General features: G+C 54.6%; 15 protein-coding genes. 5 read left to right on the top strand and 10 right to left on the bottom strand.

The window, feature by feature from the left end; translation table 11 throughout:
- Positions 1 to 53: 53 nt before the first annotated feature.
- The gene (locus SBO83_RS19060; RefSeq protein WP_353501698.1) at positions 54 to 1,151 is read left to right on the top strand and encodes a glycerol dehydrogenase; all 1,098 of its coding nucleotides are present in this window, start codon (positions 54 to 56) and stop codon (positions 1,149 to 1,151) included.
- 32 nt (positions 1,152 to 1,183) lie between these two features.
- On the opposite strand, the gene SBO83_RS19055 is transcribed toward SBO83_RS19060, so the two are convergent.
- Positions 1,184 to 2,470 carry a DUF445 domain-containing protein gene (locus SBO83_RS19055; RefSeq protein ID WP_396132584.1) on the bottom strand — a complete coding sequence of 429 codons (1,287 nt, stop codon included), beginning with the start codon at positions 2,468 to 2,470 and terminating at the stop codon, positions 1,184 to 1,186.
- Between the two features lie 164 nt (positions 2,471 to 2,634).
- Between SBO83_RS19055 and SBO83_RS19050 the strand changes: the two genes are divergently transcribed.
- The 3 genes from SBO83_RS19050 (at position 2,635) to SBO83_RS19040 (ending at position 7,739) form a co-directional block, all read left to right on the top strand.
- A complete protein-coding gene (locus tag SBO83_RS19050; RefSeq protein ID WP_396132583.1) occupies positions 2,635 to 4,314 on the top strand; it encodes a multidrug ABC transporter permease/ATP-binding protein in 1,680 nt (559 codons plus the stop codon).
- Positions 4,301 to 5,119, top strand: coding sequence for a hypothetical protein (locus SBO83_RS19045; protein ID WP_396132582.1), 819 nt, complete (start codon positions 4,301 to 4,303; stop codon positions 5,117 to 5,119). Before SBO83_RS19050 ends, SBO83_RS19045 begins: the two co-directional genes overlap by 14 nt.
- A 181-nt stretch (positions 5,120 to 5,300) precedes the next feature.
- The gene (locus tag SBO83_RS19040; RefSeq protein ID WP_396132581.1) at positions 5,301 to 7,739 is read left to right on the top strand and encodes a DUF3772 domain-containing protein; all 2,439 of its coding nucleotides are present in this window, start codon (positions 5,301 to 5,303) and stop codon (positions 7,737 to 7,739) included.
- Positions 7,740 to 8,459: 720 nt separating this feature from the next.
- On the opposite strand, the gene SBO83_RS19035 is transcribed toward SBO83_RS19040, so the two are convergent.
- The 4 genes from SBO83_RS19035 to SBO83_RS19020 are packed head-to-tail and all read right to left on the bottom strand — an operon-like array spanning position 8,460 to position 13,835.
- On the bottom strand, positions 8,460 to 9,467 hold the full coding sequence (locus tag SBO83_RS19035; protein ID WP_353501703.1) for a magnesium and cobalt transport protein CorA: 1,008 nt from the start codon (positions 9,465 to 9,467) through the stop codon (positions 8,460 to 8,462).
- On the bottom strand, positions 9,464 to 11,035 hold the full coding sequence (locus SBO83_RS19030; RefSeq protein ID WP_353501704.1) for an efflux transporter outer membrane subunit: 1,572 nt from the start codon (positions 11,033 to 11,035) through the stop codon (positions 9,464 to 9,466). The genes SBO83_RS19035 and SBO83_RS19030 overlap by 4 nt, the downstream gene beginning before the upstream one ends.
- Positions 11,036 to 11,040: 5 nt before the next feature.
- On the bottom strand, positions 11,041 to 12,609 hold the full coding sequence (locus SBO83_RS19025; protein WP_396132580.1) for a DHA2 family efflux MFS transporter permease subunit: 1,569 nt from the start codon (positions 12,607 to 12,609) through the stop codon (positions 11,041 to 11,043).
- Positions 12,606 to 13,835: an HlyD family secretion protein gene (locus tag SBO83_RS19020; RefSeq protein ID WP_353501706.1), complete on the bottom strand. Its 1,230-nt coding sequence runs from the start codon at positions 13,833 to 13,835 to the stop codon at positions 12,606 to 12,608. Before SBO83_RS19020 ends, SBO83_RS19025 begins: the two co-directional genes overlap by 4 nt.
- Positions 13,836 to 14,116: 281 nt before the next feature.
- Between SBO83_RS19020 and SBO83_RS19015 the strand changes: the two genes are divergently transcribed.
- Positions 14,117 to 15,037 (top strand): cation diffusion facilitator family transporter, encoded by a 921-nt coding sequence (locus SBO83_RS19015; RefSeq protein ID WP_396132579.1) that lies wholly within the window; start codon positions 14,117 to 14,119, stop codon positions 15,035 to 15,037.
- 134 nt (positions 15,038 to 15,171) lie between these two features.
- Here the strand turns inward: SBO83_RS19015 and SBO83_RS19010 are convergent, their stop codons facing one another.
- The 5 genes from SBO83_RS19010 to SBO83_RS18990 all read right to left on the bottom strand — a co-directional run bounded on the left by SBO83_RS19010 (position 15,172) and on the right by SBO83_RS18990 (position 19,762).
- Complete coding sequence (locus tag SBO83_RS19010; RefSeq protein WP_396132578.1) at positions 15,172 to 15,339, bottom strand: DUF2474 domain-containing protein; 168 nt, start codon at positions 15,337 to 15,339, stop codon at positions 15,172 to 15,174.
- An 8-nt stretch (positions 15,340 to 15,347) separates the two neighbouring features.
- A complete protein-coding gene (gene cydB, locus SBO83_RS19005) occupies positions 15,348 to 16,355 on the bottom strand; it encodes a cytochrome d ubiquinol oxidase subunit II (RefSeq protein ID WP_396132577.1) in 1,008 nt (335 codons plus the stop codon).
- A complete protein-coding gene (locus SBO83_RS19000; protein WP_353501709.1) occupies positions 16,345 to 17,781 on the bottom strand; it encodes a cytochrome ubiquinol oxidase subunit I in 1,437 nt (478 codons plus the stop codon). The genes cydB and SBO83_RS19000 overlap by 11 nt, the downstream gene beginning before the upstream one ends.
- A gap of 293 nt (positions 17,782 to 18,074) precedes the next feature.
- Positions 18,075 to 18,395 (bottom strand): helix-turn-helix domain-containing protein, encoded by a 321-nt coding sequence (locus tag SBO83_RS18995; protein ID WP_353501710.1) that lies wholly within the window; start codon positions 18,393 to 18,395, stop codon positions 18,075 to 18,077.
- Positions 18,396 to 18,817: 422 nt separating this feature from the next.
- Positions 18,818 to 19,762, bottom strand: a complete 945-nt coding sequence (locus SBO83_RS18990) for a LysR substrate-binding domain-containing protein (RefSeq protein WP_396132576.1) — start codon at positions 19,760 to 19,762, stop codon at positions 18,818 to 18,820.
- Positions 19,763 to 20,663 lie beyond the last annotated feature (901 nt).

The following is a 20,663-nucleotide window of genomic DNA, read 5'->3' as shown; positions in this document are numbered from 1 at the left end:
CGCAGAACAGGCTAGGCTCAGGGTAGGTTTTTCAATGGAAAGAGGTTTTTATCATGAGTAAATTTATCTTCTCTTCACCTCGAAAATACGTACAAGGCAGTGGCGTACTGGACGAACTCGGCGGCTATCTTCCGGCGCTGGGCGGAAAATCCTTCCTGATAGCTGATGATCTGGTTTGGGGACTGATAGGCGAGCGCGTTAAAAGCTCGTTGAAGCAGGCCGAAGTCGAATTTCACTTCGAAAAATTTAATGGCGAAGCCTCGGCGAATGAAATCAGCCGGCTGACCGCCATTGCGCGTAAAGCGGGCACTCAGGTGGTGGTCGGGCTGGGCGGCGGTAAAACGCTGGACACGGTCAAAGCCATTGCCGATGAGTTAAAGCAAAACGTGGTGATTGTGCCGACGGTGGCTTCTACCGATGCGCCGTGCAGCGCGCTGTCGGTGATCTACACCGATGAAGGCGTGTTCGACACCTACCGTTTCTATAATAAGAACCCTGACTTGGTGCTGGTGGATACCCAAGTTTGCGCTCAGGCCCCGGTACGCCTGTTTGCATCGGGCATTGCCGACGGCCTGGCGACCTTCGTCGAGGCGCAGGCCGTGCTGCGCTCCCACTCGCACTCCATGGTCGGCGGCGACCCTACGATTGCCGGTATGGCGATTGCCGAAGCCTGTGAGAAGACGCTGCTGACCTATGGCTACAGCGCCTATACCGCCGTCGAGCAGAAGCTGGTGACACCGGCGGTGGAGGCCGTGGTTGAGGCTAACACCTTGTTGTCCGGGCTTGGTTTTGAAAACGCCGGGCTGGCCGGGGCTCACGCCATTCACAACGGTTTTACCGCTGTTTCCGGCGACATCCACCACCTGACCCACGGCGAGAAAGTGGCCTACGGCACCCTGACCCAGATGGTGCTAGAGCAGCGCCCCGATGAAGAGATTGCCCGCTATATTCGCTTCTATCGCTCCATCAACATGCCGACCACGCTCAAAGAGATGCACCTTGAGAAAGAGTCTTACGAGAATCTGGTGAAAGTCGGCAAGCTCGCAGGAGGCGAGGGCGATACCCTCGGCAACCTGAATCGTAATCTGTCTGCGGAAGATGTGGCAAACGCCATTCTGGCAGTGGACGCCTTCAGCAAAACCGTGAAATAAATCGGCTCACTCCCCCTGTTCAGGGGGAGTTTTTACAACCTCGCCAGCACCCACGGCATCACCAGCGGCAACTGCGACAGCAGGTAAAGTATCAGCCCGATAAAGGCGCCAACCAGCGTGCCGTTGATGCGAATAAACTGTAAATCCTTGCCGATATTCAGCTCAATCTGCCGCGACATATCCCGCGCATCCCAGCTTTTCACCGTGTCACTGATATGACGAGTAAGAAACTCTGCGAAGTCAGGCGCCATGCGCGCCGCCACGGTTTCCATCTGCAGATTCAGTGAGTCGCGCAGCTTTTCATCCTGCTCCAAAGCCTGCCCCAACCACTGTCCCGACTCGGTAATTTTCAGCCGCACCCGCGAGTTCGGGCTGTCTAAATCCTCTCTGAGCCAGCCGCGCATGTCGCTCCACAGCTGCATGACGTAATCATTCAGTTTTTCGTCATTCTTCAAATACTGTTTAATCTCTTCAGCTTTTTGCGCGGCGGCGGGGTCGGTTTGCAGCGTCCAGATGAATTTCTGCACCGAACGGTCAAAGCCTTTGCGGAATGCGTGGCTCTGGTCATTGCCCATATCATCCAGTACCGAGTTAACGGCGTTTGACACCATATCCGCGCCGTTGCGCCCCAGCCAGCCGGTAGGCAGCAGCTTGGCGGTCAGCGGGTGTTCGCGCTTCATCCAGTTGACGATTTGGGTGGAGATAAAGCTGCGCGTGCTCTCCTTGGCGAGCAGGGCTTCCAGCTGATCCATCGCCTGATCGAGCAAAGCCTGATGCCGCCCGTCTTTGGTCAAGCTCTCTAAAATCGTCGCCACCGACTGCGATAGGTCGATTTTGTCGATCACCCGAAACAGCGCGCGTTTTATCAATTGGGCTATACGCTGGTCGTCGGTGAACTCGAGAAAACCGCGCATCATTTTCACTAGATAATGGGCGAAACGCGGGGCGTTTTCCGGGGCATTTAGCCAGTCAGAAATCATCCGCGCCGGATCGTGCTTGCGGATCAGCTCGACAATCGAGTCCGGTGCCAAAAACTTCTCTTGCACGAAAATTGCCAGATTGTCGGCGATTTTGTCTTTATTCTTGGGAATGATCGCCGTGTGTCCGGCAATAAAAGGCACCGGCACGCGGCGAAACAGCGCCACCACGGCAAACCAGTCGGCCAGAGCGCCGACCATCGCCGCCTCGGAAATGGCCTTCAGCCCCAGAATCCAAAAATTAGGCGGCAAAAAGAGGGTGACAACAAACAGGGCGGCGGCCGTCAGCAGCAACCCCAGCGCATTACGTTTACTTCGGCGAAGTTCATGTTCTTTATCCATTACAGAAGTTTAGGAACTGCGCGCAGGGCTGTCAGCTTTTTTCTTTTTCTTCGAGGCTTGCTGGAATAATGAGAATTATTCTTGATATCGATTCACCGCTGATTAAACTGCCCAGCTATTCATATCTTTGCTGTATTTGTCGACTTTCTGGGAATCGAGATTTTATGGAGTTGTTACGCGTAGTGTTTAAGCAGTATCGCTGGCCTTTTCTGGCAGTGATGGCCCTGAGCCTGGCCAGTGCAGCGCTAGGGATTGGCCTGATTGCCTTTATCAATCTGAAATTGATTGAAACCACCGAAGCCTCTCTTGCCGTGCTGCCGGAATTCCTCGGTTTCTTACTGTTATTGATGGTGGTGACGCTCGGCTCCCAGCTGGCACTCACCACCCTCGGCCACCACTTTATCTATCGCCTGCGCGGGCAATTTATTAAGCGCATTCTGGATACCGACATCGAGCGCATTGAGCAGATTGGTAACGCCCAGCTGTTAGCCAGCCTGAGTAGCGATATTCGCGCCATTACGCTGGCCTTTGTACGCCTGCCGGAGCTGGTACAGGGCATTATTCTGACTCTCGGCTGCGCCGCCTATCTGGCGTTTCTGTCGCCGAAAATGCTGCTGATCACCGTGGCGTGGCTGGTGGTGACCATTCTGGTTGGTTTCTCACTGGTGTCGCGAGTTTACCGCCATTTGAACCACGTGCGCGAAGCGGAAGATCGCCTGCAAAAAGATTACCAGATGGTGATCGACGGCCGTAAAGAGCTGGCGCTGAATCGCGAACGCGCCCGCAAGCTGTATGACGAGGAGTATGTGCAGGACGCAACCAGCTACCGCCACCACATTGTTCGCGCCGACACCTTCCACCTCAGCGCGGTCAACTGGTCGAACATTATGATGCTCGGTGCGATTGGGCTAGTGTTCTTTATGGCCAATACGCTGGGCTGGTCCGATACCAATGTCGCCGCCACTTACTCCCTGACACTGCTGTTCCTGCGCACTCCGCTGCTACAGGCGGTTGGTGCGTTGCCGACTTTACTCAGCGCGCAGGTGGCCTTCCGCAAGCTCAACGGCCTGCGCCTTACCCCGTATCAGCCCGAATTTGCCGTAGCCCCTAAAACGCAGAGCTGGCAGACGCTGGAGCTGCGCGACCTGACCTTCAGCTATGGCGAGAAAGAGCAGAATGCCGGTTTTGGCGTCGGCCCGCTGAACTTGACCATCAAGCGCGGAGAGCTGGTGTTCCTGATTGGCGGCAACGGCAGCGGGAAGTCGACCATGGCGATGCTGCTGACCGGGCTGTATCAGCCGCGCTCGGGGCAAATCCTGCTTGACGGTGTGCCAGTCAGTGAGCCGGAGCAATACCGTCAGCTGTTTTCCGCCGTATTTACCGATTTCCACCTGTTTGGTCGCCTGATGGCCGCCGAGGGCCAGACACCCGATCCCGAGCTGGTGGAAGTGTGGTTGCAGCGCCTGAATATGAAAGAGAAGCTACAATTTGACGGCGACAGAGTTACAAATTTGCAGCTATCTCAGGGACAGCGTAAACGCGTTGCGCTGCTGCTGGCGGCCTGTGAGGGGCGCGACTTCTTGCTGCTCGACGAATGGGCGGCGGACCAAGACCCGCAGTTCCGCCGGACTTTCTATCGTGAGCTGCTGCCGTTCCTGCGCGACATGGGTAAAACCGTGCTGGCTATTAGTCATGACGACCACTATTTTGAGCATGCCGATCGCCTGTTAGAAATGCGCGCGGGCAAATTGAGCGAATTACATGGCGAAGCCAGAGCAGACGCCAGCCGCGATGCCGTGGCGCAAATAGACCAAAAAAAGGAAATCGTTGATGAACTGGAATGAGGTGATGGTGTGGGGAGTGAGCGGGGTAGTGATTGCCGCGATCCTGGCCATGCTGCACAAGAAAGGCAAGCTGGCTAAAACTCCCGCGGTGATCCTGTTTTTGGTGCTGGTGGTTGGCGGCAACGCCCTCTACGCGGGGCTGATTAAACCGCGTATACAGGCTTCCAGCCAGACGGCGGAGATTGACCATGCGCTGGCCGAACTGCCTATTTTCAAGACCATCAATGAACAAGAGCCAGAGCTGTACCAGCAGATCCGCAGTAACATTCTGCGCCTGAGGGAAGAGGGGAAAACCCAGCAAGAGGCGATTGATACCGTCAAGCCTATGGTGTCGGCCTTAATTTCTCAGCGTATGAACACCGCCCCCGATGCCAACGTGCTGGCGGCGATGCGTGTCAGTCTGCAAGAGATGCAGGAGCTACAGGCGCGCCATGACGGCACCTGCTTTAAGTTCTTGTATCCACACATCAGCGGCGGGGTGAACACGGCGCAGGTGCTGTCGCCAGAGTTGTTCAAAAAAGACCTCGACACCATGAACGACCTGCTGCAAGCCAGCGGCCGCGGGCAGAAAACCCAGCCTACCACCCTCAGTGCCGAGAAAGCTCAGGCGCTGATGGTGCCGGTGAGGGAGAAGTTGCATCAGGATTACGGCGACCAGTTGCAGATGTTTAATGATTTAGGCGCGGCGACCGTCGACCGTGCCAAGGTGTGTGACATTTCCATCAGCCTGTACTCCAATATTTTGGCCCTGCCGCAGGCTGACGCTATCGGCCTGCTGCGCCTGATGCTGGGCAAGCAGGGGTGATCTGAACGCTCTCTGCCTCTGGCGTAGCGAACCGCTGGAGGCAGCTCTTTTTGCCATTCTGGGTGATTTTTCTTCCTTCCCGTTGCGATCCAGAAAAAACCTGATATTTTCCGCACCAATAATCGCTATTATCATCATTCTGAAAAATAATAATTCCCCCGAGTGTCGGATAGATTCCTTTATGCATAAATTCTTTAAAGCGCCCGTGGTGTGGGCACTCTTAGCCACACTGTTTATGGCGCCAATGGCGACATGGGCTGCCACTAACAATGACTTGGCCCAGACCAACGCCCCTGCGGGCGATGCCAACGCGACTCCTGAGCCGGTAAAAATCAACGTACCCGCCACGCTGACCGCGCTACAAAAACGCCTTGATACCACTAAACAACAAGTTTCGTCGGCAAAAACCGAAAAGAAGCTCAACGGCTTAAACGACGATACGCTGAAGATTCTGGATGACACCGACAAGCTGATTGCGGCACTGGGGCCTATGCGTGCTCAGGTGCAGGCCCAGCTTGACGTCCTCGGCCCGGCCCCTGCGGCGGGAGCTTTGCCTGAAACGGCCGAAGTGGTGCGCCAGCGCAATAAGCTTAATACCAGCAAAACTCAGCTCGATGCGCAAAATGAACAAGCCACGGCGATTCGCACCGGCGCGCAGAACCTCTCTACCCAAATTGGCGGGCTGCGACGCGACACCCTAAAAACCCAGATTGCCCTTAACTCAGGCAGTATTCTGGGCAAGAATTTCTGGATGGCGCTGTTTGAGCCTCAGGATAACGACCGCGCGCGTTTCGCTGATTTCGGTTCACAAATTAGCAGCGCCTGGGATCAGGCATGGCAGCCTGAATTCCGCGTGGGGTCGGCGCTTTACCTGCTGCTGGCATTAGCCGTTGGCCTGTTGGGGCGGCGTCTGCTGGACAAACCGTTGAACTGGATCCTCCAGCGCTGGCTTCCCGGCGGTCGTCTGCGCCGCAGCCTGCTGGCGACCATTGCGACGCTAGTGATTGTATTCACCCAATGGTTGAGCGTGAGTTTTTTCTGCCAGTTCTTCGTGCGCCTGCCGGATACCTCAGAAGCACTGCTTGAGTTCGCTAACTCACTGATTGGCCTCACGGTCTTCTCTGCGCTGGTGGCCGGTTTAGGTTCGGCGCTGCTGTCGAACAAGCATCCTTCGTGGCGTCTGCCGGGGCTGGCGGATCCTATCGCCAAAACCTTGGCCTCCTTCCCGTTGATGTTGAGTGCCTTCATCCTGATTTTTGGCGTGGTGGAAGAGCTGAATAATCTGGTGGGGGCCAGCGTCTCTGCCACGCTATTCGGCAATGGCCTTTCTGCATTACTGGTTGCGGTAAGCTGTCTGATTGCGCCGATGCGCGTAAACCGCGTGCGCCGCCGCCTGCTGGCACGCGGGGAGCAGCCCGAAGCCCGTTCGACGCTGGCCGGTTTGATTCACTTGGCTATCAGCATTACCGCTATTGCCATCACCGTGGCGCTGCTGATTGGTTATATCCCGCTGGCCCGCTTCCTGACCTATGAACTGGTGTGGGTGGGCTTGGTTCTGACCTGCCTGTACTTGATGATTCATCTGGTGGTGGATTTCAGCGAGAGCTTCTTCTCACCCACCACCACCAGCGGCAAGTTGCTTAAAAGCAGCTTGAGCCTCAATGAGCGCCACCTGTCGCTGGCCGCCACGCTGTTCGCCGCCGTCGGTAAGACCCTGCTGATTCTGTTCGCGGCCGTGGCGCTGCTCAATGGCACCTTCGGGACTACCACGCCGATTGAGCTGCTCAGCAAAGTGGTGGATATCTGGGGTGGAAAAGGGCTGGAAGGGATGAATATCATTCCTGCTCACGCCGTTAACGCCTTCCTGTGTCTGGCGATTGGTCTGTATGTTCTGCGTTCGGCCAAACGCTGGCTGGATAACGACTTCCTGCCCAAAACCGCCATGGATCGCGGCATGCGTGCTTCGCTGGTGACGCTGTTCACCAACGTCGGTTATGTGCTGATCATCCTGCTGACGCTTTCCACGCTGGGTATCGAGTGGAACCGTCTGGCATGGATTGTCAGCGCGCTGTCGGTAGGTATCGGTTTTGGCTTGCAGGAGATCGTGAAGAACTTTATCTCCGGTTTGATTTTGCTGACCGAGCGCCCGGTGAAAGTAGGGGACTTAGTGACCATCAGCGGCGTCGAGGGGGATATTCGTCGCATCAACGTGCGCGCGACTGAGATCCAACTGAGCGACCGTTCGACGGTGATTGTGCCGAACTCACAGTTCATCTCGCAAAACGTGCGTAACGCCACCATGGGGAATGCGCAGGGTGTAGCAACTATTGCACTGACTTTCCCGCTGGACATCGACCCAGAGCAGGTGCGTTCGTTGCTGTTAGAGTGCTATGAGTTGCACGAGTCGATTCTCGAGACGCCTGCGCCTTCTGTCAGTTTCAAAGAGTTAGGCCCAAATGGCATTGTGCTGAGCGTCACCGGCTATGTCGTCAGCCCGCGCATGGTCAGCGGAACTAAGAGCGATTTGCTGTATGAGATCCTCAAGGCATTGCGTAATGCGGATATTAGTCTGAGCCAGACGCAGACCATGGTGTTGGAGCAACCGGTCGAAAAACGGTGATGTTTTTGCCTCGGCGGCAGGCCTAGACCTTGGGCCTGCCGCCCAAACCTGCTAACTTCAAATTCAAATTCAAATTCAAATTCAAAACCGTGGGCGTCGGCCCACACCGACCAAGGGGCGGCCAGTCGCCGCCGCCCCCTTGACCCCCGGGCTTTTCAACTGCGCGCTCCGCTCGTTGGACGGACGTGTTTCAGTTACTTCAGTTCTCCACCGCAAAATGTCGCCGCTTAGGCGGTGCCTTCGCTGCGGGATTCAAGCCTTAGGTCTTGAACCTCTTGCTCAGCGCCATTTTTGACTGCGGTTTTGAGGCGTTTCAACCGTGCCTTTCCAGTGGGTTTGCTGTTCTGCGCCTCCCCCCAGATAAGGGGGAGGCTGGGAGGGAGCAAGTCAAAACCACCTGAAACGGCACGGTTGAGAAGCCAGTAAGTCGCGTTCAGAAGTGACGCCGAGGGAGTGGTTCGAGACCAAAGGCTCGAAGCCCGAACTGAGGGAACCGCCTAAGCGGCGGCATTTCGCGGCTGTCACCAAGGTGCCTGAAACACGTCCATCCCAACCCTGCGCAGCCTCGATCTCACAGCATAAAAAACGCAGGGTTCCAAGGGAGGCGCGTTTACGCCTCCCTTGGTCGGTGTGGGCCGACGCCCACGACCTTGACCTTAAAACCCAGTTGCAATTGAAAACCAGCCACGGTGATTAAACAACCGAACTGTTTAGCTGCCCTTAAAGCCAGCCAGCTTTCTTCAACCGCCAATAAAGCAACCCACATCCCACCACGGTTATTCCCAGCGTCAGCGGATACCCCCACCAGTCTTCCAGTTCGGGCATGTTTTTGAAGTTCATGCCGTACAGGCTAAATACCACGGTGGGAATAGCGAGGATCGCACCCCAGCCAGCGAGGCGTTGGACCACTTCGTTTTGATGCACGGACACCAGCGCAAGGTTGACGTGCATGGCGTTGGCCAGCATCTCGCGCATGTCGTCGGTGACGGTGATAACCTGATGGGCGTGGTCCTGCACGTCACGGATATAGGCGCGCAGGCCCTTAGGGATCAGATCTTCGAAATGGTGGCTGAGCTGATTACAAATATCTTCGGCAGGGACGGCGGCGTTGCGCAGCGAGAGCAGCTCGCGGCGCAGTTTATACACGTCCTGCACTGCGTTCTGGTCAAAGTCCGACTTAAACATCTTCTGCTCAATATGGTCGAACTGCTTGGTGTACTCGCTGACAATCGCCAAATAGTTATCCACCACCATGTCGAGCACGCAGTACAGCGCGTAGCCTGGGCCTTTGGCCAGCATGTCCGGGCACTCTTCGGCGTGGGCGCGGATCTGCTTATAGCTCGACGACGCGCCGTGGCGCACGGTGATCAAAAAGTTTTTGCCCAGAAACAGGTGCGTTTCGCCATATTCAATCTTGCCATCGACCAACTGGGCGGTGTGAATGACGATAAACAGCGACTCGCCGTACTGCTCGATTTTCGGGCGCTGATGGGCGGTGAGGGCATCTTCAATGGCCAAATCGTGCAGGCCGAACTCCTCCTGAATGGTGCGCATCAGGCTGTCTTCGGGCTGCCACAAGCCCAGCCAGACGAAGGTGTCCGGCTCTTTCAGCACCTCGCTGATATCTTCGGTGGTCACATCTTGCAGCCGCTTACCTTCACGATAAGCCACGCTGTTAACGACGGAATCACAACTCGGCTTCTTCTCTTCTTTGGTGATGGCATTCATTTCGCTGCTTCCTCAGACGTGGTCTGGACGCGTACATCGGTGGTTTCGGCCGGGCCGAAAACGGTGTAGGTCGGGAGTTTCACATTCTGATACGGCTCCCAGCCGCCGCCAAGGGCTTTATATAAAGAGACCAGGTCGGTACTGGTCTGCACGCGCGCGGCGGCAGACTGCTGCTTAGCCTGCGCCAGTTGGCGTTGGGCGTCGAGCACGTTGATGAAGGAGGATAGCCCTTTGCTGTAGCTGTCGGTCGCCAGTTCAAATGAGGTTTGCAGCGCCTCGGTGGTTTGATCCAGCCCGGTGACCCGGTCCTGATCGGTGCGATAGTTGACCAGCGCGTTGTCGACATCTTGCAGCGCGGTGAGCACCGTCTGGCGATAGTTCAGCGCGGCGTTAGCCTGCTGCGCGCGCGACAGGTGCACACTGGAAACCAGACGGCCGCCCTGGAAAATAGGCAGGGTGACGGACGGGCCGAAGGAGTAGAAGTTGCTACTCCAGTTGTCCAGATAGCTGGCGTCGCTGTTACGCATGCCGAACTGGCCGGTCAGGGAGATGCTTGGGAACATCTGGGCGACGGACACGCCGATGTTGGCCGTCGCGGCATGCAGGTCGGCCTCGGCTTTACGCACGTCCGGGCGGCGACGCGCCAGCTGTGACGGCACGCCCACCGGCACGGCGGCAGGTAGGGCGGGCATAGGTTTCACATTGGTCAGCTCGCCGTCGAGGGTGCCCGGCGCCTGTCCAAGCAGCACCGCCAGCCCGTTCATCGCCTGACGCTCCTGCGCCTGATACTGCGGCAGCTGGGCGCGCAGCGAGCCAAGCTGGGCGCGGGCGTTTTCCACATCCAGCTGTGGCGCAAGGCCATTCTTCTGCTGGCTCTGGGTCAGTTCTAAGGTTTGCTGGGCGACGTCTATCTGGGTTTGAATCGCCGCCGTGATGCTCTGCGCGCCGCGCAGCTGTAGGTAGGCGCGAGCCACTTCGGCTTGCAGAGAGACTAATGCGTCATTGCGCTGCTCGATGGAAGACTGTTTCTGCGCATTGGCGGCTTCCACCTGCCGACGGGTGCCGCCGAACAAGTCCAGCTCCCAACTGGCATCAAAGCTGCCTTGATAAAGGTTCACTGGGCCGGTAGCGGCGTCGATGGCGCTGGACGCCTCAGGGCTGAGATTCTGCGCCTGATCGGCAAGTCCAGAAGACTCAAGCTCACCTTTCAACCCAAGCTGTTGGCGAGTAAATTTGGTGTTGGCCTGCACCGACGGCATCCACGCGCCGCGCGCCTGCGTCACCTGCTCGCGTGCGCCGGCGATGCGCAGCACCGCCTGCTGGAGGGAAATATTCCCGGCAATGGCGCGGTCAATCAGGCTATCAAGCTGCGGATCTTTGAAGGCTTTCCACCACACCGGATTTGGCTCCGAGGGTAAGGCGATAGAGGCTCCCTCTTTGGCCTGCGGGCGGCTCATGTCGTTGTAAGCCGCAGGGGTTTTAGGCTTCGGCTGCTGGTAGTCCGGCCCGACAGAACAGCCGGTCAGAGCCAAAGCCAGCGCGGAAAGCGTAAATGTCAGAGTTTTCATTTTTATCAGTGTGCTCCGGCATTGCCTTCGCTCTTAACTGGCGAAAGCAGAAAACAGAAGGGGATCAAAATAGCGGCAACAATGGCGCAATAGCTGAACACGTCGATGTAAGCCAGAATGCGCGACTGGGAAATCATCTCCTGATACATGCGCGCGCTGGCGAGCTGCATCGGGTCGCCAACCACGTGGGCGAAGTCGCGAATGGCGGCGGCACTGCGGCTCACGGCCTGATTGAACTGCTCATTCAGCGGCGTCATGTTATGCACCATATGGGCGCTGTGCGCCTGAGTTCGCTCGGTCACGCCCGCGGTCGCCAGTGAAATACCAATCGACCCTGCCACGTTACGGAACATGGTGAACAGCGCCGAGGCGTCGGCGTTCAGGCGTTGCGGTATGGTCACAAAGGCGATGGTGGTCAGCGGCACAAACAGGAAACCGAGGCCGAGAGACTGGGCGCTGCGGTACAGCACCAGCGTTTCGAAATCGACGTTTGGCGTCAGGCTGCCGGAATAGAGGAAGGAAGCTCCCAGCAGGAAGAAGCCAAAGGCGATGATGTAGCGCGTCTGCACAATCGGCATCAGCTTCAGTACCAGCGGGATCGACAGTACAATCAGAATCGCCCCCGGCGACATCACCAGCCCGGATAAGGTCGCGGTATAGCCCAACTGCTGCTGGGCCAGCTGAGGAATTACCACCGAGCTGCCATAAAGAATCATCGCCATCCCGGCCATCAGCAGGCTGGAGACGGCAAAGTTGCGATCTTTCAGGCAGCGCAGGTTAACCACCGGTTTCTTAGCGTAGAGCAGCCAGTAGATTGCGCCGACAATGCCAATTGCCGCCAGAACCGCGAAGGTGACGATAAAGGCCGAGTTGAACCAGTTGTCGTCTTCGCCTCGGTCCATCATTACCTGCAAACAGCCCAGCCCAAGGGCAATCAGCCCGATACCGATATAGTCGATACTCAACTTGCCTTTGGCTTTGCGCTCCCACGGCGGGTCTTCCAACAGCTGGTAAATAGCCAGCAGGGCGATGATCCCCACCGGAATATTGATGAAGAAAATCCAGCGCCAGCTGACGTTATCGGTGATATAGCCGCCGAGCGTTGGGCCAACCACCGGCGCCACGATAATGGCGATGGATGACAGGCCAAAGGCTTTGCCGCGATCTTTCGGCGCGAAGTAGTCGAGCAGCACGGATTGCTGAATCGGCTGGAGGCCGCCGCCAAAGAAGCCCTGCAAAATGCGGAACAGGATCATCTGCCACAGCTCGGTGGCGATGCCGCACAGGAAGGAGCAGACGGTGAACATCGCGATACAGATCAGGAAATAGTTTTTGCGCCCCAACACCCGGCTAAGGAACGCCGAGATTGGCAGCACGATGCCGTTCGCCACCAGATACGAGGTGAGCACCCAGGTGGACTCGTCGTAACTGGAGGAGAGGGAGCCGGCGACGTGGGGTAGCGCCACGTTGACAATCGTGGTGTCCAGAATTTCCATGAACACCGCGATGGTCACGACGGCGGCAACCGCCCACGGATTACTGGAGGGTCTCCAGCCGCTGCGATCGTCACTCATTCCACAGTTACCGTTGGGTCAACTGACAGGCCAAGTGGCAATGGCTGTTTTGGATCTAAACCACTGTCGATGACGATTTTCACCGGCACGCGCTGGACAATTTTCACATAGTTGCCGGTGGCGTTTTCCGCCGGGAAGGCCGAGAAGCGCGAGCCGGTACCTTGCTGCACGCTGTCGACATGGCCGTGCAGTTCGATATCCGGATAGGCATCAATCTTGATAACCACTTTGTTGCCGGGGCGCATGCGCTCAAGCTGGGACTCTTTGAAGTTGGCGGCGATCCAGATATTTGGAGAAACAATCGAGAACAGCGAAGAACCGGCCTGAACCAGAGTGCCTAACTGCACATTACGCATGGTGACGTAACCGTCATAAGGCGCGCGCACGTCGGCGTAGGAGAGGTTGAGGTTGGCGGTTTCCAGCTGGGCTTTCGCCTGTTCGACCTGCTGTTGACGGGCTTCGACGTTGGTTTCCGCCTGACGGATTTGCAACTCAACCTGCGCCGCGACTTGCACCTGCGCCTTGGCATTTTCTAAATCAGCCTTAGCGGAGCGCAATTGTGCACTGGCGGTATCAATGTTCTGTTGCGAGGTGGCTCTTGGGTCGACGCCGCGCTGACGACGGAAGTCGGCGGTGGCATTGAGCAAGTTGGCTTCGGCGCGGGCCTGCTGCGCCTGAGCCTGCGCCAGCTGGGCCGGATACTGCACTTTGGACAAGTCATATTGCACCTGGGCCTGATGCAGTTGCGAGACGGCAACGCCCAGCTGGGCCTGTGCCTGATCGCGCTGCGCCGTGGCGTCTCGCGGGTCAATCTGCACTAACAGCTGGCCTTTTTTCACCAACTGGTTGTCTTTGACCGCCAGATTGGTCACGTAACCGGAGATTTTTGGGGCTATTGTGACGGCGTCACCTTCGGTAAAGGCGTCATCGGTGTTGATTTGGTCCTTGGTCATGAACCACCACACCAGCGCCACAATCACCATGATGATCACCACCAGGCCGAGAATAATTAGCGGCTTTTTGCCCGGGCCTTTGCGCTTTTCGCCTTCTTCATCTTCGCCCTTATCTTCTTCATCTGACGACTTTTTATCCTGCTTTTTACCCTCGTCGGAAGAGGGTGAGCGGTAACCTTCGCCTGATTTAACTTGGCTGGAGTCGAGTTCGTTGGAGGTGTCTGGAGACGATGATTCGTCAGGACGGTTGGCGTCATTTTTATTCGTTGTCATAATACTCATCTGGTTATCGGCGCTAGGGCCGAACGTTAAATGAAACAATTCTCGTTTTACCCTAGATTGTATTGATGTAAAAGCAAGTAAATAACCGTCAACTTACCTATGTTAGAGCACGAAGATCCACACTATAGGTATGCTCCGAAAAAGCGCGTGAAGATGTATAATGCGCGGCTTGGCTTTAATTTTATCTGTGCGTATTTTCACTTTATGGAATCGCCGTATCAGGAACAGCGCGTGACTAATTCTTCCTATTTTATGAAATTGCGGGGCGCTCAATGAGCCGTCCAATCCCTTACCGTGGCCTAACGCGCGTGGCCTCGCTGATCTCCGTGTGCGTCGCACTGGTTCTGGTGTTTATCAAAGTGTGGGCGTGGGCCGCCACCGGCTCGATTGCCCTGTTAACCTCGGCGGCGGATGGCTTAGTTGACGTGTTGGCCTCGCTGGTGACGCTGATTGGCGTGCGCTACGCTGGGCGACCGGCGGACAAAGGTCATCGCTACGGCCATGGCAAAGCCGAGGCGGTTGCCGCCTTCGTGCAGGCTCTGCTGCTCGGCGCGGCGGGTCTGGTGCTCGGCGGTGAGTCTATCGGCCGCATCATTAATCCACAGCCGCTGGCACAGCTGGGGCTGGGTATTTGGGTGATTATCGGCAGCTGCTGTGCGGCCGTCGGGCTGGTATTGATGCAAACCTACGTGGTGAAGCGTACTGGCTCCACCGCCATCGCCGCCGACCGCGCGCACTACGTCACCGACGTGGCGGTTAACCTCGCGGTGCTGATTGCCTTAGTGCTCGAAAGGCACCTTGGCTGGACGCGTTCTGACTCCATCGGCGCGCTGCTTATCTCTTTCTATATGATTTGGAATGCGCGCGGCATGGCGGGAGATGCGCTTAAGCAGCTGCTGGACCGCGAGTTAGATATTGAAGATCGCAAGCGCGTGAAGGCGGCGGTGCTCAGCGTGGCGGGCGTGCGCGGGGTGCATGATATTCGCACCCGTAACGGCGGCGACCGGGTTTTCGTGGAGTTTCATGTGGAAGTGGATGGGTCGCTGTCAGTGGACGTCGGCCATGATATTGGCGACGCCGCGGAAATCGCCGTCAGCAAGTTGTTCACCGCCGCCGACGTCACCGCCCACCTCGAGCCCGAGGGCATTGATGACGACCGTCTGGACAATCTGCTGAATAATATTACTAAGTGATTTGAAGTTGGGAGGGGATTTGCTCCCTCTCCTTTTTAAGGAGAGGGCTGGGGTGAGGTTTGTTGTTTTGAACTGTGGCTTAAACTACTCCTCATCCCAGCCTTCTCCTCTGAGAGAAGAATAAGCGAATGCTACTAATGGCTTTTCATTCCCGCCGCGGTCATCAGCAACCTAAACACCGACGCCACGGCAAACAGGGCTAACACGCTGCCTAGCCAGATAATTGCCAGCCAGCCTACGCGCTTCCACCAAGGCTGACGGATAACCTTCTCATCATCCATTTCTCTGATCAGTTTCTTCATATTTCACCTCAATGATAACCCTGATCCGGGGTGACTTTGCCGCGGAACACGTAGTAGCTCCAGAAGGTGTAAACCAAAATTATCGGGATGATCACCAGCGCACCAACCAGCATAAAGCCAAGGCTTTGCGGCGGGGCGGCGGCCTGCCAGAAGGTGATGGAGGGCGGTATGATGTTCGGCCAAATACTGATGCCTAAGCCACTGTAGCCAAGGAAAATCAGCGCCAACGTCAGCAAGAAAGGCGCATGGTGCGACTTACGGTTTACCGCGCGCAGCATCCAGATGGAGACCAGCACCACCAGCACCGGCACTGGCAAGAACCAGAGGATATTCGGCATGGTGAACCATCGGTCGGCAATCGCGCTGTGGGCGAGGGGCGTCCAAAGGCTAATAATGGCGGTCACCAGCAGGAATACCAGTAGCAGAGGTTTTGCGCGGCGCTGCATGTTTTCCTGCAACGGGCCTTCGGTTTTCATAATCAGCCAGGTACAGCCGAGCAGGGCGTAAGCCACCACGAGACCCACACCGCAGAACAGCGTAAAGGGGGAAAGCCAGTCCAGCGGGCCACCCGCGTAGGCGCGATTCACCACCGGAATGCCGTTAATCACCGCCCCGAGCACTACGCCCTGACTGAAGGTAGCGAACACCGAACCCCAGATAAAGGCTTTGTCCCAGATATGGCGCTTCTCCGCCGTGGCTTTGAAACGAAATTCAAAGGCCACGCCGCGAAAAATCAGGCCAAACAGCATCAAGGTTAGCGGAATAGCCAGTGCGTCCAAGATCACGGCGTAGGCTAGCGGGAAGGCGCCAAACAGCGCCGCGCCGCCCAGCACCAGCCAGGTCTCATTGCCGTCCCACACCGGCGCGACGGTGTTCATCATCACGTCGCGTTCGTGCTCCGCCTTAACCAGCGGGAAGAGAATGCCAATGCCTAGGTCAAAGCCGTCCATGACCACGTACATCATCACGCCAAAGACGATGATTAAAAACCAGATTAGCGGAAGATCAATACCCATGGTGGTTACCCTTATTCTGGTCGTCGTTAGATTCCTGTGCAGCAGACAGCGGCCTTGCTGGAGTGCGATGCTGGCCTGGCCCGCCGTGGGTGGTTTCAGCACCTTCATGAGCCACAGGACCTTTGCGGATCAGGCGCATCATGTAGGCGTAGCCCACCCCAAACACCGAGCAATAAATCAGAATAAACAGCAGCAGGCTGATGCTCATCTGCATTGCGCCGTGGCCGGATACTGCATCTTTGGTGCGCAGCAGGCCATACACCACCCAAGGCTGGCGGCCAATTTCCGTCGTAAACCAACCGGCAAGCAGCGCCAACAGGCCGGAAGGCCCCATCCACAAAGCAAAGCGCAGGAAGGCGCGCGAGCTATACAAGGTGCCGCGTTTACGCAGCCACAGGCTCCAGACACCCGCCAAAATCATCAGCAGGCCTAGCCCAACCATGATGCGGAAGGAGAAGAAGATGATGCTGGAATTTGGCCGATCCTCTTTCGCGAAGGATTTCAGTGCCGGGATCTGCTTATCCAGACTGTGGGTCAGGATCAGGCTGCCGAGCCACGGGATCTCGATGGCGTAGCGCGTCTCTTCACGATTCATATCGGGATAGCCAATCAGCACCAGCGGGGACGGCTTGCTGTCTTTATTCTCCCAATGGCCTTCAATCGCGGCAATCTTCGCGGGCTGATACTTGAGGGTATTCAGACCGTGAGCGTCGCCTAGGAAAGCTTGAATCGGTGCCACGATCAGGGCCATCCACATCGCCATCGACAACATGGTGCGCATCGCCGGGGTATCACGCCCGCGCAGCAGGTGCCAGGCCGCAGAGGCGCCGACAAAGAAGGCGGAGGAGAGGAAGGCGGCGGTGGTCATGTGCAGCAGCCGGTACGGGAAGGAGGGGTTGAAAATGACTTTCAGCCAATCCACCGGTACCACCTGATTGTTGACGATTTCAAAGCCCTGCGGCGTCTGCATCCAACTGTTGGATGCCAGGATCCAGAAGGTGGACATCAGGGTGCCGAGCGCCACCATGCAGGTAGCAAAGAAGTGCAGGCCGGGGCCAACGCGGTTCCAGCCGAACAGCATCACGCCGAGGAAGCCAGCCTCGAGGAAAAAGGCGGTGAGCACTTCGTAGGTCAATAACGGGCCGGTAATGCTGCCCGCGAAGGAGGAGAAGAAGCTCCAGTTGGTGCCAAATTGATACGCCATGACCAGCCCGGACACCACGCCCATGCCAAAATTCACGGCGAAAATTTTCGACCAGAAGTGATACAGGTCGCGATATTCCTCTTTCTTAGTTTTGAGCCACAGCCCTTCGAGCACGGCCAAGAAGCTGGCCAGACCGATGGTGATAGCGGGGAAAATGATATGAAACGATACGGTGAAAGCAAACTGGATCCGGGCCAGTTCTAGCGCGTCTAGACCAAGCATAACAACCTCTTTTTTGCGTGGTAACCCTTTCAGCTTAGGCGTCATAAGCCATTTTGGCGTAACAACATTTGCAAATGAGGTTTCAGTGAAAGGGGCGGTACAACAGTAAAGCTTAGCGAGGAGGGGATTTAACCACAGGGCGGGTGGGATATAACAGTAACAGAAAAGTGAAATAGAGCTATAACAGTTAAGATTTACGCGTTGGCGTTAAAGTCAAAACTTACTGCGTGAAAAAGCGATGACGTCAAGTTAGAAGCCGAAGCTCCTGCCTTCATCGCTTGGGTTAGCTCAGGCTATTTGGCTTTTTTCCGATTTTTGACAATCAGCGTGCCATCGGGATGGAAATAGCGCGTTGGCCAAATTTCAGCTGGCGTCATACCCAGCGCATTGGCGATCAGCATCTCTCCCCGAGGCCAGCGGCGGCAGAGCGCGTTTGACAGGGTTGAAGAGCAGAGGCCGGATTGGCGGGATAGGGCAGCCAGGGTGGTCCCTCGTTTGTGCAGCTCGGCAATGATATCTGCCGGATGCCAATTCTGAAAACGATGGGAACCCGCTGTTACCTGAGATGTATTGCGAGGTGGAGCGATATCTTGAGTTTTTTTATTGGTCGTCATTTCGCATGATCCGTTGCAAAGTGATGATTACTATCGGCCTAAGAGGTGCAAATCCCTTGGGTGATAGCCCAGACGGAGTTTGCACTACCGGCCACAACGGATCACCGGCCAGCCCGAAGGCTGCCCCGCCTGAGCCACCATAGAGACATTATTTATTACGTGAACGAGTAATAAGCAATAGGTGTGCAAAGGCTGACGTATAAAATTAATATATACATCAACGTTGTGATATTCAGGGTGCAAATCCCGACTGCGGATTTTGCCGCAGCGCAAGAACTATACTCTAATCACTTAGTTGAAACCAAGTGAGAAGGGAGAGTTTGATTAACTCACATAAGTAAAAGCAAAAAAACTCAATAAAAAAGCCATTTAAATGAGAGGGGGGGAGGTCGCAATGAAAGTGATTCTTCATAGTTAAAAAGCTATGCAGTAAAGTGATTGTTTATTTTTTCTACGATTTTACCTAGTGCCTTATTCTGCAATGAAGTTTTATTATGCACCATATAGATATTTATTGGCGATAAAGGAAAGTCCGTGCTCAAGGTTTTTATATTGAATGCGTTTTCAACTTTCTTGAAAAGCCAGGTCGGAATAATTGCCACAGTATCGGAGTTTTCTACCACGGATAAGATGGAGAATAGCGTGCTACTACGGAAACTAAACACTCTCTCACCGATGTTTTCATTAATGCTTTGTTGAGCGAGTTTGATTGCCGGACCGTCTGATTCAAAAATGGCAAATTGCTCTAATGCAGCCAGTTCTTTGTTGATTGACTCATTCAACCTTGGATGGTCATTACGGCAGATGAAAGTCAATTCTTCAGTTAAAATAGGATAGGTAATAGAAGAGGAGCTGTAATGAGGATCACAGTCAAAGACTAAGTCTGCTTTGCGATATTGTAATGCTTCGCTTGAAAGCATGACTGAACTGCCATTATTTGCATGAATCACTTTCGTATTGGGCATGATTTCTTTCACCAACGCCATCAATACGGGGAGCACGCGCATTGAAATATAGGCCGGGCAGCTGACGATTAATCGATTTCGCGCCGTAGAGTTCATGTAAACCGAGACATTTCTGGTTAATGCCTCAAAACTTTCCTGCGTGGCTGAAAAAAGATTGACCGCCGTTACTGTCGCGGAAAGATTGCTGCCTTCACGAACAAAAAGTGGGTCTGAAAAGTAACCGCGCAATTTATTTAATGACTGGCTGACAGCTGAAGGACTGATGTTGAGTAACACCGAAGCTTTGGTGACGCTTTTCTGCGAGTAGATGGCATGAAAAGTAGTGAGAAGATTGTAGTCAAAGCTTTTATCTTTCTTTAAGTCGTCTTTCCTAAAATCATCTTTTTGTATGTCAGGATTCACAATTACCTCCCCGTAAATGTAAATAAACGCTGTTTTATATAAAACCCATGAATGATTAAGATGATAATCAATCGGGGTATCAATGGTTTTTGTGCTGCGACAAAATACTAAGAAAATAAATCTCAATAAGATAGAGGGCAACACTTTAATTTTTAATTATTAATTCTTTAATTATATTTAAATGTAGTTAAAACAGTGAGTTACGATTTTTGTTAATATGCTAATTAATAAAAATAGTATCTGGAAGAAACGAGATTGCATAGATTTAAAATATTATAGATTTAGTGAATGTAATAAAGATGGCCTTGCGGTTTTTAGTATGGCTTCAAAAATTCTTTGCTTTTAGATGGTGGTGTCGTTTAGCTGCATAAGTAAGAATGTTCCCATCTTGATGCGCAACAGGAGTTGTTATCAAGATATCTATGGATTTCGTGAGAATGTGAATATTACCCACTAAAGGATTAGGATTAAAATGGCTTCTTTATTCAAAATGAGCGTGTTAGCGGCGGGCATGGTTGCCGCTCTGGGTGCGAATGCTGCAGACGGCACAATTAATGTTGCTGACAATATTGTAACTACCGACTTTTGATCCGGGCCTTGGTAGACACCATCGTTGAAGATAGTTTCGATACTTGCTTATCTTGTGAATCAAGTTGATTGCTATTTTGAATCGCTCTGGATGCCATTTAGGCGCAGCTTTTGTATTACCATTCCTTTTGTAGCATTTCGTTACCTCATCATGAAAACCGTTTTTACTCTTCCCTTGCTGGCTTGTGAGCATTAAAAATAATTCAGAAAAAAGGCTTTATTAAGCAATACCTAAAATATTTTCTAATGAAATTAGTTATATGGATTTCGAAGTTTATTGGAACAATTATTATTGATTAAATGAGTGTGATTA

Origin of the sequence: Ewingella allii (assembly GCF_044430645.1) — a bacterium.
Taxonomy (GTDB): Bacteria; Pseudomonadota; Gammaproteobacteria; order Enterobacterales; family Enterobacteriaceae; genus Ewingella; species Ewingella allii.
Note: the sequence above shows the minus strand (reverse complement) of the source record. Positions and strands in the feature narration are given on the sequence as shown.